This window comes from Streptomyces sp. NPDC098789, assembly GCF_044759975.1.
In the GTDB taxonomy this organism is placed as follows: domain Bacteria; phylum Actinomycetota; class Actinomycetes; order Streptomycetales; family Streptomycetaceae; genus Streptomyces.
Window position 1 is genome coordinate 121,295 of record NZ_JBIWAJ010000021.1, and the last position, 12,967, is coordinate 134,261.

General features: G+C 75.5%; 9 protein-coding genes. 5 read left to right on the forward strand and 4 right to left on the reverse strand.

All coding sequences use genetic code 11. The features are described from left to right. Nucleotides 1-147: 147 nt before the first annotated feature. From ACIQWR_RS33250 to ACIQWR_RS33270, 5 genes are all read left to right on the forward strand, one after another. Nucleotides 148-849 (forward strand): phosphopantetheine-binding protein, encoded by a 702-nt coding sequence (locus ACIQWR_RS33250; RefSeq protein ID WP_404017357.1) that lies wholly within the window; start codon nt 148-150, stop codon nt 847-849. Nucleotides 850-1,116: 267 nt separating this feature from the next. Continuing rightward, entirely contained in the window at nt 1,117-3,078 is a 1,962-nt protein-coding gene (locus tag ACIQWR_RS33255) for a beta-ketoacyl synthase N-terminal-like domain-containing protein (RefSeq protein WP_404017359.1), read from the forward strand. Next, nucleotides 3,075-3,935: a 4'-phosphopantetheinyl transferase family protein gene (locus ACIQWR_RS33260; protein WP_404017362.1), complete on the forward strand. Its 861-nt coding sequence runs from the start codon at nt 3,075-3,077 to the stop codon at nt 3,933-3,935. The genes ACIQWR_RS33255 and ACIQWR_RS33260 overlap by 4 nt, the downstream gene beginning before the upstream one ends. A 324-nt stretch (nt 3,936-4,259) precedes the next feature. Next, nucleotides 4,260-5,081 (forward strand): BTAD domain-containing putative transcriptional regulator, encoded by an 822-nt coding sequence (locus tag ACIQWR_RS33265; protein ID WP_399268963.1) that lies wholly within the window; start codon nt 4,260-4,262, stop codon nt 5,079-5,081. A gap of 153 nt (nt 5,082-5,234) precedes the next feature. After that, the gene (locus tag ACIQWR_RS33270; protein WP_404017364.1) at nt 5,235-6,806 is read left to right on the forward strand and encodes a class I adenylate-forming enzyme family protein; all 1,572 of its coding nucleotides are present in this window, start codon (nt 5,235-5,237) and stop codon (nt 6,804-6,806) included. A 329-nt stretch (nt 6,807-7,135) separates the two neighbouring features. On the opposite strand, the gene ACIQWR_RS33275 is transcribed toward ACIQWR_RS33270, so the two are convergent. The 4 genes from ACIQWR_RS33275 to ACIQWR_RS33290 all read right to left on the reverse strand — a co-directional run bounded on the left by ACIQWR_RS33275 (nt 7,136) and on the right by ACIQWR_RS33290 (nt 12,923). Further along, nucleotides 7,136-9,223: a condensation domain-containing protein gene (locus ACIQWR_RS33275; protein ID WP_404017367.1), complete on the reverse strand. Its 2,088-nt coding sequence runs from the start codon at nt 9,221-9,223 to the stop codon at nt 7,136-7,138. A 250-nt stretch (nt 9,224-9,473) separates the two neighbouring features. After that, the gene (locus ACIQWR_RS33280) at nt 9,474-10,427 is read right to left on the reverse strand and encodes a 4'-phosphopantetheinyl transferase family protein (RefSeq protein ID WP_404017370.1); all 954 of its coding nucleotides are present in this window, start codon (nt 10,425-10,427) and stop codon (nt 9,474-9,476) included. Next, nucleotides 10,424-11,869 (reverse strand): hypothetical protein, encoded by a 1,446-nt coding sequence (locus ACIQWR_RS33285; protein ID WP_404017373.1) that lies wholly within the window; start codon nt 11,867-11,869, stop codon nt 10,424-10,426. The genes ACIQWR_RS33280 and ACIQWR_RS33285 overlap by 4 nt, the downstream gene beginning before the upstream one ends. Nucleotides 11,870-11,960: 91 nt before the next feature. After that, entirely contained in the window at nt 11,961-12,923 is a 963-nt protein-coding gene (locus tag ACIQWR_RS33290) for an SRPBCC family protein (protein ID WP_404017377.1), read from the reverse strand. Nucleotides 12,924-12,967 lie beyond the last annotated feature (44 nt).

Sequence of the window (12,967 nt, forward strand, 5' to 3'; positions counted from 1 at the left end):
CACGCACGAATACCTCATCGAGATTCACCGGACGAAACCGTCCGCGTCAAGGTCCTTTCGGCTCACCCCAGCGCAATTCCAGAGCCCCTCCAGGAAATTGCGGAAAAGTACCATGGGACCGGGATCCGACACGGGGAGACGCCCATCATGACCACTGCCCCGCACACTCCCGCCGCCGACGTGCTCGCCGAACTCACCGCGGTACTGGCGGGAATGACCGGCGTCGAGGTGCACGCCGTCGACGCCGAGCGGCCGTTCACCTTCCTGGGGATCGACTCCCTGCTGGGCGCGCAGTTCCTGAGCGCGCTGGGCGCCCGCTACGGCATCGGGCTCCCCTCCGACGCGCTGTACGAGCACCGGACCCCGGCGGCACTGGCCCGGCACATCGCCGGGCGCCTGCACGCGCCCATGACCTCCTGGTCCCCGCTGCGGCCCGTACGCCGCCCGGCCGCGGTCGCCGTGGCGGCCGACCCCGTCGGCCTGACCGAGGTGCTGCGCGGCCAGCTCGCGCAGATCCTGCGCTGCACGCCCGAGGACATCGATCCCGCGACCCCCTTCACGATGCTGGGCCTGGACTCCATCCTGGCGGCGGAGTTCATCGCGGGCATCAACCAGACCTGGGACCTGACGGAACAGACCGCCCTGCTCTACGAGCACCCCCACCTCGCGGCGATGGCGGCGTACGTCACCGCCCGCGTGACCGGCACCCCGACGGCGTCCCCGGCTCCCACCGCTCCGACGCCCCCCACCGCCCAGGGCCCGGGACTCGACCTCGAAGCACTCCTGGACGCGGTACGTGACGACGTCCTCAGCATCGACGAAGCCGCCGCCCTCCTCGCCGCGCGCTAGCGGCTGTCCAGCGGCGCCGCGCCCCCTGACCCCAGCCGAATCCAGCCCCGCCGCCGATTGACCGGGAACCACCCCGATCCAGCCCCGCCGCCGATTGACCAGGGATCACCCCGATCCAGCCGCCGGCGATTGACCGGGGATCACCCCGATTCCAGCCCCGCCGGCGATTGAGGCGCCCCCGGAGGGCCAACACACCCGCAGAATCCCACCGCACCGGCCCCCACCCCCCGGGAACCACCCGGCCGGAGACGAAAGGCACGCCAGGAGATGGAAGACCGGGAAATCCTGACGCGGTTCAAGAGCGGCACCCTGGAGCGCCGGCGCGCGGTGGCCCTGCTCACGGGCAGCCCGACCGCGGCCCTCGCCACGAGGCCCCGCCGCGCGGACCGCCACGCGGACGGCCACGCGGCCCCCGCCCCGCCGAGCGCCCCGCGGACCCCCGAGCCGTGCGCGGTCATCGCCTTCCAGGGCCGCTTCCCCGGGGCCGACGACCTGACCGCGTTCTGGCAGCTCGCCCTGGCCCCCGGCACCACACCGGACGCCACCCCCCGGGCCGACGCCCCCGCCGCCTCCGCCACGGACACGGCCACGGCCCCCGGCCGCCCCGCACCCCGCCCGACCCCACCCGCCGGAAGCACCACCCTGGCCGCAACGGGCCGCATCACGGCCACCGCACCCACGACCACCGCACCCGCGTCCAGCGCACCCGCACCCCACCGCCCCGCCCCCGACGCCGAGGGCCACTTCCTCGACGGCGTCGACGCCTTCGACCCCGACCTCTTCGGCATCGACCCCGCCGCCGCGGCCCGGCTCGACCCGCAGGAGCGGCTGTTGCTGGAGAGCGCCCGGCAGGTGCTGGAGGGCGCCGGTTGCCACGGGGCCCGGCTGGACGCCCTCGGCTCCCCCGACGGCGCCACCGCCTCCCGCGGAGTCGGCGTCTACACCGCCGTCGCCTCCCACGACTACGCCCTGCTGGACCCCGCCGGGACCCCGCACGGCGACCCCGCCGGGCGGCTCTCGCGGCTGCTGGACCTGCGCGGGCCCAGCCAGAGCGTGGACACCGGAGCCTCCTCCTTCCTGACCGCCCTGCACCACGCCCTCGCCGCCCTGCGCGCGGGCGAGTGCGCGGCCGCCCTCGTCGGCGCCGCCGAACTGCACCTGCACCCCGGCCGGCTGCGTCCCGGGGACGGGGAGGGGGTCGCGGCCGTCCTCCTCAAGCCGCTGTCCGCGGCCCGCGCGGACGGTGACCGGGTACATGCCGTGATCCTCTCCAGCGCGGTCGGCCACCCGGGGCGCGGACCCCACGCACCGCTGCGTGAGCGCCTCGTCCAGCGGGCCCTGGCCACCGCCCGGGTCCCGGCGGCCACCGTCACCGTGACCGAGGACTCCCGCAGCGCGGCGCCCTGCGTCGGCCGGGCCGGGGCCGCGACCGGCGCGGCCGCGCTGGCCCGGGCCGTCCTGCAACTGCGCCACGCCACCCTGCTCCCGGCCCCGACCCCGCTACCGGCCGACACCGGCCGCGCCCAGCCCGCCCCCTGGCCCGCCGGACCGCCCCGCCGCGCCCTGGTCGGCGTACACGAGGACGGCGCCCCGCAGGCCGTGCTCGTCCTGGAAGAGGCCCCCGCCCCCGACCCGCGACCGGACCCGTACCCGGAGCCCGTCGGCGGTCCGCGGCTGGTGCTGCTGTCGGCGCCGACCCCCGAGCACCTGGGCGCCACCGCCGGGCAGCTCGCCCGCTGGCTGACCGACCCCACCGGAGCGGCCCGCGGGGCGGTCTGCGACCTGGACTCGGTGGCGGGCGAACTGCGCTCCGGCCGCGCCCCGATGGACTGCCGGCTCGCCGTCGTCGCCAGCGACGTGCCGGCGCTCGCGGGCGCCCTGGCCGCCTTCGCCGCACCGCCCCGGGCGCCGGGAGCGACCGCCACCGACCCCGACCACCCGTACGCACCCCCCGTACGCAGCGCCGATCTGCGCGCCGCCGGCGCCCGCGATCCGTTGCTGCTCGGGGACCTCGACGAGACCCGCGCCTACGTCGACGCCCTCTGGCGCGGCGGCCGGCTCGAACAGCTGACCCGGCTGTGGCTGGCCGGGGTCGACGTCCTGACCGCGGACCGGGCACCCGGCACGCGACCGGTCCTCGACCTGCCGACGACCGCGGCCCGACCCCGCTCCTTCTGGTTCCCCGCGCCGCCTGACGACGGCCGCGCCGAGCGGGGAGACCTCGGGTGAGCGGCGGCACGAACCGGCAGCAGCTGGTCGAGGCGGCAGCCGCCCAGCGGCCCGTCGCCGAGGCGGTGACCCTGTGGCTGTGCCCCAACGACGAGGTCAGCCCCGAGCTCGCCACCCTGCTGGCAGGGCACTGGCTGGACGCCCACGAGCACAGGACCGCGGGGAAGTTCCTCTTCGAGCGGGACCGCAGCCAGTACCTCATCGCCCACACCCTGGTGCGCCGCGCCCTGTCCCTGGAGGCGGGCCTGTCCGAGGCCGAGCTGGTCATCTGGCGCTCCGCCCGCGGCCGGCCCTTCCTGCGGCCCTCCCCCGACGCCCTGCCGCGCGGCGGCGCCCAGTTGGACTTCAACCTCTCCCACGCGGGCGGCTACAACCTGCTCGGCATCGTGCGCCACCAACGCATCGGCGTGGACGTCGAGCGGATGGACAACCGCGACGCCCAGGCCATCACCACCATCGTGCGCACCTTCGCGCCCACGGAGCGGGACTGGGTGGACGAACTGCCCCCGGGACGCGAGCGCGACCGGCGGGCGCTGCGCGTGTGGACCCTCAAGGAGGCCTACTCCAAGGCCCGCGGCCTGGGTCTCGGACTGCCCTTCGACAGCTTCGTCTTCACGATGGACGCCGAGCGCGGCGTGCACGCCTTCGAACCGCCCGAGGACGACACGGCCCGCCCGTGGTGGTTCATCGAGCTGGAGCCGGTCCCCGGCGTCCTGGTCGCCGTCGCGGTGCCCGCCGACCCCGGCCAGGACGCGGTGGTCCAGCTCAACCAGGGCTTCCCGTGGAGCCGATCCGACCCGAAGAGTTTTCCGTTGCCGAAGCCGGTCGGCGGAATCCAAGCATCCGTTCCGGCCTGACACCCTTCGAATCCTTTACCGATAATTTAAAAACAATCGCGGATCCTCGCACTCTCCGGATCACCCTCCGGAAAGTTGATCTATATCGAGATCTATCGAGATCCACTTTCCTTCGGACACCCATCCACGGCCACATCCAGCCCGCCCTGACCTGCAAAAAGGCCGAATTCATACCGTTCTGATTGATCGTCATGGAAGGGCGCTTGAGGACCACTACAGGAAATAGGGAAAAACCTACTGCCCCCGCTAGCGTGCCTGGAGCGGGGGCAGTTTTCTGCCCACCGGACGGAAAAGACAAGGAACTCGACGAGTACGGAGGAGACCGTGAGGATTCAGGTTCTGGGTCCGTTGAGTGCCGAGGTCAACGGGGGATCCATCGTTCCGACCGCGGGTAAACCACGGCAGGTTCTGTCGCTGCTCGCGCTCTATCCGGGGCGCGTCATGCCGGTCCCCACCCTCATGGAGGAGATCTGGGGGACGCAGCCGCCGCAGAGCGCGCTGACCACCCTCCAGACGTACATCCTCCAGCTGCGCAGACGCCTAGGCACCGCGATGGGGCCCGACGCCCCCGGCGGGGCCAAGGAGGTACTGGCCACCCGGCACGGCGGCTACCTGTTGCAGATCCCGGAAGAGAGCGTCGACGTACACGACTACGAACGCCTGGTCCGCGAGGGCCAGGCGGCCTTCGAGACGGGCGACAGCCAGGTCTCGGCGGCCCGCTTCAAGGCCGCGCTGGACCTGTGGCGCGGACCGGCCCTGGTCGACGTCCGCGTCGGCCCGATCCTCGACATCGAGGTGATGCGCCTGGAGGAGAGCCGGCTCGTCACCGTGGAACGGCGGATCGACGCGGACCTGCGCCTCGGCCGGCACGCCGAGCTCATCGCCGAACTGACCGAACTGACCGCGCGCCACCCCCAGCACGAGGGACTGCACTCCCAGGTGATGGTCGCGCTCTACCGCTCGGGCCGGCAGGCCTCGGCACTGGAGGTGTACCGCAAGCTGCGCATGCGACTCATCGAGGACCTGGGCGTGGAACCCTCCCCGCAGCTCCAGCGGCTGCACCAGGCGATGTTGTCGGTGGACCCGCAGCTCGACGTCTTCGCGGGCCCCCGCCACACCTCGACCTTCGACCTCTTCGCCGCCTGAGGGCCCGCCCCGGGCCGGTACCCGTACCTCCCGGGGCGCCCCCCTCCCCGTGTACGACCTCCCCCGCTCCTCGAAGGCCTCTCCAGCCCCGGTCCAGCCGGGGCGCGGACAGTGATGGGTCATCACCGGCCGCTCGGAGCCAGGAGGTCGCACGTGCCCATCCTGAGGTACCTGGAGAACCCGCTCGACGACCTGCTCCGGCGGGCCGCGGCCCGCGGGGGCGACGCACCCGCCGTCACCACCGCCCGTACGACGCTCACCTTCGCCGCGCTCGACCGGGAGGCCGACCGGATCGCGCACGCCGTGCGCCGCCTCGCCTCCCGCCCCGGCGCCGTGGTCGCGGCGGCCGCGAGCCTGGACGCGGTGTTCCCCGCCGTCTACTACGGCACGATCCGCAGCGGCCACCTGCTCGCCCTCGTCGACCCGTTGACCGGTCCGGCCGCCCTGCACGAGATCCTCACCACAGCCGCGGCCGAGATCGCCTTCGTGCCCACGGCCCTGGCCGAGGTGTTGGTGAAGCTGGAGGACCAGCTGCCGCACCTGCGCACGATCGTGGTGACGGACGCCGTCGGCGAGGTGACCCCCGGGTCCGCGCTGGCGCTGTCCAGCGCGCTGGCCGGAGCACCGGACACACCGCTACGGACGGGCCCCCCGGCCGACGTGGACGGCGTGGCCTGCCTCCACTTCACCCCGCACGCCCACACGGCGACCGGGCTGCGGGCGGTCCGCTTCAGCCACCGCAACCTCATCGCGGGCGCCGCGCAGACCGCCATCGCCCAGGGCCTGGACGCGACCTCGGTCACCGTGAACCACCTGCCCTTCTACCACCCCGCCCACCTCAACGCCGCCGTGCACGCGGGTGCCTGGCAGGTGCTCTGCGCGGACCCGGCGCCCTGGGCCGGGATCGCGCTGGCCGCGCGGGTGGGCGCGGGCCACTACTACGGGCTGGCGAGCCGGCTCGCCCGGCTGGCCGCCGACCGCCGCTTCGCGCCCGGGCACCCGGACCTGCCCGGCCCGGAGCTGCGCGCGGTGCTCTGCGGCGGCACCCCGCTGGAGCCGGCGACCGCGCGGCGACTGCGCGACGTCCTGGGCGCGCCCGTCCTCCAGGGGTACGGCCTGAGCGAGGTCTGCACCCTCTCGCACCACCAGGTGCCCGGCTCCCGGCCGGACCTGGGCGCGGTCGGCGTCCCGCTTCCGGGCACCGAGTGCCGGGTGGTCGCGCCCGCCGGGCGGCAGCCGGTGGCGGTGTGGTCGACGGGCGAGGTCGAGATCCGCGGCCCCCAACTGACCGCGGGCTGCGGGGCGGACGGTTGGCTGTCCACGGGTGACGTGGGCTACCTCGACGAGGACGGCGGCCTGTACGTCGTCGACCGCCTCGGCTCCGTCTTCACCTGCGACGACGTCCTCATCGCGCCGTCCCTGATCGAACGGGTCATCGGCGAGGACCCGCGGGTCGCCGAGTGCGTCGTCGCCGACTGGCCCGACCCGGCGCGCGGCGCCCTGGTCTGGGCGGGCGTGGTCCTGCGCCCCGACGTCCCCGCCCGCGGCCTGCTCGACACCCTGGACTCGATAGCCGAAGCGGCCAACGCCCGGCTCTCGGCGGGCGAACGCATCCGCCGCCTGGAAGCCCTGGACACCATCCCCCGCACCCCCACCGGCACCCCCGCCCGCCACCACATCCGCACCCGCCTCCAAGCCCTCTCCACAGCCGAATCCACCCCCTGACCCCCCACCCCAGCCCCGCCGGCGTCTGAGGCACCCCCGGAGGGACCAACCGCCCGCGGCACCCACCCCCGACCCGCAACCCGCACCACCGCCCAAGGCGCCACCCCAGCCGGCCAATTCCAGCCCCGCCGGCGTTTGAGGCGCCCCCGGAGGGACCACCCACAAGCGGCACCCCCCCCCCCCCCCCCCCCCCCCCCCCCCCCCCCCACCCCGCCCCCCCCGCCCCCGCCACCCCGCCCCCCCCCCCGCCGGGGGGGGCGCCCCCCCCGGAGGGACCACCCACAAGCGGCACCCACCCGCCCCACAACCCCCACCCCACCGGCGAAGCCCTACCGCACCGGCACCGAAACCCCCTCCAACGCCCGCGCCAACGCATCGGCCGTAGCCTCCGCCCCCGCAACCCCCGTCATCACCACCGTCACCGAAGGAACCACCGGCCCCGCCACCAACGCCCCCGCCAACGCCTGCGCCACCCCCGCCCCCGGCCCACACCCGCACAGGAACAACCGCCGCCCAGGAACCAGCACCCCGTCCAACACGGACGGCACCACACCCACACCGACACCCACACCCACACCCACGCCCCCCAACCCCCCCGAACCCCCCACACCCGGCGCCCACAACACGACCACCGTCTCCGCCCCCCGATGCCGCCGCGCGAACAGCTCGTACGCCCCCGCCACAACCCCCGGCACGGCCACCAGGCAGATCACGTCCGCCCCGGCCCCGCCCACCCGCAGCGTGCGTACGGTCACCCGCCGCGGCAGCGGCGGATGCGGTGCCACGGACGGCACCTCGACGTGCGCCAGCAGGGCCAACGCCTGGCCCACCGTCGTCCCCGCGTCCGGCATCTGCGCCAGCGCCCGCAACAGCCCCAGGCACTGCCCGAGCGCCGCCGACGCGTCCTCGTCGGCCACGCTCGCCCGGTCGTACACCGCACTGAGGGCGAGCGCCCCGCCGCGCTCGTGCCGCGCGTTCAGCGTGATCGGCAGGCTGGTGCCACCGGCCACGGTCCGCGGCTCGTCCACCTCGATCCCCGCCGCCTCCAGCTCGGCCCGTACGCCCGGCGGGAGTTCGGGCCGGTGGTCGAAGGACACGACGGTGTCGGTCAGCCGTTCGCCGTCACCGCGCCCGATCCACGCCCGGATCCGGTCCCCGGACACCCACGGGTACGCCGCCAGGTCGAGCAGCGCGTCCCGCACCTGCTGGAGCAGCTCGGCCAGCGGGGCCGCCGGGTCCACCCGCACCGTCATCGGCAGCGGATGCCCGAGCACCCCCGGAATCCCCGCGGCCCCCGGCAGCGCGATGTCCCGGGGCCCGAGCTGCACGCCGAAGCTCACCCGCAGCGGCCCGGCCGCGCCCGCCGCCCGGTACAACAGCAGCGCCCACACCACGTGCAGGGCGCTGCTCTCCCCGGCCCCGCGGGCCGCGGCCCAGGAACGCAGCCCGGAGCTGTACGGCTCGACCAGCCGCCTGCGCTGCCGTCCCGAGCCGCTCTGCCGGGTGTCGGCGCCCCGCCGACCCACCGCGGTCGCGGCATGGAGCGGAGGACCGGTCCGCGTCCACAGCTCGCGCGCGCCCTCGCTGTGCTGCCGGGCCAGCCAGTCGGCGTGGTCGCGCAGGTCCGGGCGCCGCTCCCCGCCGGGCAGCACCCCGCCGGCCAGGTAGGCCCGGTAGAACTCGCGCAGCAGGAGGTGCACCCCGCGCTCGTCGAGCAGCGCCCGGTGGTAGGTCAGCAGGACCCGTACGGGCTCCGCGGGCCGCCCGTGCAGCAGGGTCAGCCGCAGCAGCGGCGGCCGGTCCAGGGCGAAGGCGTGCAGCCGGTCGGCCGCGAGCAGTTCGGGCCAGCCGATCTCCCCGTACGCGCGGTGGACCACGTCGACGTCGGCGCGCGGGTGCAGCACGATCCGGGCCACCACCGTCCAGTCGAAGGCGGCCCGCAGCACCACCTCCCGGTCGGCCACCGACTGCCAGGCCGCGGCGAAGCGCGCCGGGTCGAGGGGCCCCGACCAGTTCCAGTGGAGCTGCTCGATGTGCCGGTCGGGGCCGCCGTGCCGGGTGACCGCCTCCCGCAGCAGGTCCCGCTGGTGGCCGACCAGCGTGACCGGTTCGCCGGCCCCCGCACGCGGGCCGAGCAGATCGGCGAGCAGCTCGGCGCCCGGCCCGCCCCCGGCGTCCCCGGCCGCACCCGCCCCGGGGACCAGTCGCAGCGTGTGCCGCCCCGGCCCGTGGCACTCCAGCGTGACCTGGAACTCCCGGTGGCGCCCCGCGATCCGCGCGGCGAAGAGTTCGGCGTCGGCGTCGTCGCGCAGTCCGCGCACGCCGAAGACCAGCGTGCGACCGGGCGTACGGCGCCCCGCCTCGCACACCACGGCGAGGACCGGCCCCGGGCTCCTCGGGCCCGATGCGCCGGTCATCCCCGTCCCGGCCTTCCCCCGGCCGCCACCGGGAGCTGGAGGAAGCCCGGCCTATCCGACCCGACCGGCACGACGGCCCCCGACCCGGACGCGACACGGCACGGGCACGGCAGTAGGCACGGACACCAACATCGGATTCAACATCGGCATCGGCATCAGCATCGGCATCGGGCTCGGACTGTGCGTGGGCTGCGCTGCGGCGAGTCCCCTTGCCTTCACGGCGTACGCCTTCCCTTGGCCCGGCCGGAGGTTACCGGTCCAAAAAGCGTAGTAGGCCCGTCGGTTCGGGGACCCTTTCCTCAAGTGGCCCTGCAGCGCGCCGCGAACCGGAGTCCGCCGGCGCCGCCACGGGCACCGCGCCCGCCCGCACCCGCCGGTGCGCCTCGCTGACCAGATAGCGGCCCTGGACCAGATGCGTGGCGAAGGTCCACCGCTCCTGCGGGTCCCCGCCCCCGGAGTCCCCCGGCACCTCGGCCAAGACGGCCCGCGCCGCACCGCCGCCCACCCCGAGTGCCCCCGGGACCCCGCCCGCCCCCGGCCCGATCGGCTCGATCACGAAGCCGAAGCCGGCGAAGCTCCGCCGCATCCCGTGCCCGAGCGCCTTCGTGTACGCCTCCTTCAGCGTCCACAGCCGCAGCATCCGGGCCCTGCGCTCCTCTTCGGGCAGCAGGGCCAGCTCCGCGTCCTCCGCCGGGGTGCACACGTGCTCGCGCAGCAGCTCGAAGGAGATGTCCCGCGCCGCGGGTTCCGCGTCCACCCCGATCGGCCCGGTCCGGCTCACCCCGACCACGATCAGCTCGTCGGTGTGCGCCAGGCTCACCTCCAGCTCGCCACCGAGCCCGCGCAGCACGGGCCGACCGCCGGGCCGGTACCCGAGGTCGAGGGTGTCCACGGGCACGTTCAGGGCACTCGCGGCGGTGTACTTCATGACCAGCCGGGACACCGCGAAGCGCATCCGCCCCGCCGCGGTCGGCCCCTGCCGGTAGCGCGGCCAGTCGTGCCCGAGCAGCGGCCGCAGCGCCGGATCCAGCAGCGCGGCCGTCAGCCACTGGCCCCAGGTGGTGCAGACGACCGCCCGGCCCTCGTCGTCGAGCCGGTCGCCGAGCTCGTCCCACGGCCCGTCGGGCCCGGCGACCGCCAGCGGCGCGGACCCCGGCCCGTACTCCGCCTCCACCGCTCCTGCCCCCGCCCCTGCCGCGTTCACCACAGCACCCGGGTCGCGTAGAGGTCGCAGTCGACGCCGAGCCGATCGCGCCCGTCCAACTCCGCCCACACCCGCTGCTGCGCCTCGATGTCCGCGGGCCCGCCCGGGCCGCCGGGACCGATGCCGAGCCGGGCCGCGATCCGCGTGGCCGCGAGCAACGGCCAGTGTTCGCCGCCCAGGAACAGGCCCCGCCCCGCGGCGGCCCCCTGCACTCCCAGCACGGCGGCCGCCAGCAGCAGCATGGCCTGCCGGTCGGCCAGCGCCCGTACCGCCGGATCGGCGCGGCCCGCGTGCGCGGCGGCCAGGCCCGGCCCGTGCAGCGTGCGCTGCTCGCTCACCAGCCGGCCCGCCACCCGCGCGAGCGCCGCGGTGACCGCCTCGCCTCCCGCGACGGCGGTGGAGAGCCGGGCCGCGGCCCCGGTCAGCACGCCGACGAGGGTGTCGTCGCCCTCCGGCGCCGGGGGCACGCTCCGGGCCGGCATGGCCTCGCCCAGCCGGAACAGCACGGCGCCGGTGGTGTCCGACCGCCGTTCGAAGGCGCAGGCCAGTGCGGGCAGTTCGCGCACCAGGTCCGTCTGGTAGGCGGACGTGTCCGCCGGTCCGGCCCCGGACCGGGACGCGTCCGCCGCCAGTTTGGCCACCATCCGCCGCTCCGGGGAGTCGGCCGGCCGCCCGCACTCACCGAGTACGAGGTCCAGCTCGTCCAGCACCCCGCCGACCACCAGCACGGTCGCGTAGCCGACGGCCGCGCGCACGGCCCGCCCGCCCCCCTGCGGCAGCGCACTGGCCCGCAGGCCCACCGCCACCAGGGCCTCGCAGGCCAGTAGGTCGGCGAAGGCGGCGGCCAGCGGGCCCCGCCACTGCCGGACCTCCGGTTCGGTCCGACCCCGCTCGGCGACCATCCGTACCGCCGCGCGCAGCACCGTACCCGTGGTGGCGGTCAGCGCCGCCGGGCCGAGCAGCGCGGCGAACTCCCCCGCCCGCTCGGGCACCGGCTCCTCCCGCTGCGTCGCGGCGATCAGGGCGCGGGCGCCGTGGGCGTAGCCGAGCGCCAGGTCCCGGCGCAGCAGCGGGCGCAGCACGCGCACGAGGTCGTCGGCGGCGGTGAAGCGCCCGCCCCGCGCGACCGGCACGAACTCGGCCCGTACGGCGGCCTCGACGGCGGTGCGCTGCACCCCGCCGACCCGGCCTCCGGTGCCCTCGCGCAGCGCGTGGAAGCCGTAGGGGTTGGCCTCGTCGTAGGGGTCGGAGAGCAGCGCCTCCAGCCGTACCGCCCGCAGCGCGACGTCCACGGTGGGCGCGAGCGCGGCGTAGGGGTGCGCGAGCGCGAAGTGCCGCGTCCGCAGAGACCGTTCGACGACCGGCCCGACCTGCTCGGCCGGCTCGACGTCCGGGAGGACGACCGCACGCTCCTGCACGGGACCGGACCGGATGAGCGCCATCGAACTGCTCCTTGTCGTAGACGAGGTCGTGCCCACCGAAGGGTGGTCGGAAAGGCGAAGGTCCCGAGGGCCGCTCATCGCGTGCGATCCGTCATCGCAGCCTGCGCACGGCGCTCTGCGCGTGCCACTTGGCCAGTCCGAGCACCTCTTCGCTCGCCCGCCCCAGCCAGCCGCGCACGTACCTGCGGGCCTCGGCGAGGCTCGTCCCCTCGCCCAGCACCCGCCCGACGGCCTCCTCGCTCAGCATCACCTGCTGCGCGCAGACCACGCGGACCCCGTCCTCGTCGGGCACCAGGGACCATTCGCCGCTGTGCGCGGCGATCGGTTCGGGGGTGACCAGTTCCTTGTAGACGATCCGCCCGGCCGAGGGGAAGCACAGCCGCACCGCCCGCGTGGACACCGTCCGCCCGCCCGGCGCGGCGCAGGTGTCCACGACCGCCACCTGTACGCCCGGCACGTCCTCGATGACGCTGGACCACTCCACGTGCGGGACGGATTCGCTCCAGTCCCCGATCCGGTAGAGGAAGTCGTAGACCAGCTCGGCGGAGCCCTGGACGTGCACGCTGTCCTCGAAGGAGAACAACAGCCCGTCCATCCGCTGCCAGCGCTCGGCGGTCTCCTTGAGGTGGGCGAGCTGCGCGTCCAGTTCCGCCCGCCACTCCCGTTGGCTGCGCTCGCTCTCCGCGGCGGGCAGACCGATCAGGGTCCGGCGCTGGCTCAGGGTCACCAGCGAGCCGGCGTCGCCGTCCGGTTCGACGCTCCAGGTACCGGACACGGGCGCGCCCAGCCGGGCGGTGTCCTCCTGCTCGAAATCGACCGCGCGGGCGTGGGGGCGCAGCACCCGTCGGACGTGGAAGGAGCGGACCCGGTCCCCGGCCACGTCCCACAGCCGCAGCCGCTCGTGTTCGCCGTCGAAGTCCATCCGCTCGACGTGGACGGGGGAGGGCAGCAGGAGGGGCCAGCGCACGGCATCGGCCAGCAGTCCGTAGACCACGCCGGCCGGGGCGGCCACCCACGCCGTCTGCTCGCTCGCGTGCACACGCTGCGACGACATGAACGCCCCTTTCACCTCTACGGGTGCCCTCCAGGGTGCACGTC

Bases quoted from the DNA above. Each gene is read 5' to 3' on its own strand.
- ACIQWR_RS33250 (WP_404017357.1), top strand. From the start codon at position 148: ATGACCACTGCCCCGCACACTCCCGCCGCCGACGTGCTCGCCGAACTC.
- ACIQWR_RS33255 (WP_404017359.1), top strand. From the start codon at position 1,117: ATGGAAGACCGGGAAATCCTGACGCGGTTCAAGAGCGGCACCCTGGAG.
- ACIQWR_RS33275 (WP_404017367.1), bottom strand. From the start codon at position 9,223: ATGACCGGCGCATCGGGCCCGAGGAGCCCGGGGCCGGTCCTCGCCGTG.
- ACIQWR_RS33285 (WP_404017373.1), bottom strand. From the start codon at position 11,869: ATGGCGCTCATCCGGTCCGGTCCCGTGCAGGAGCGTGCGGTCGTCCTC.
- ACIQWR_RS33290 (WP_404017377.1), bottom strand. From the start codon at position 12,923: ATGTCGTCGCAGCGTGTGCACGCGAGCGAGCAGACGGCGTGGGTGGCC.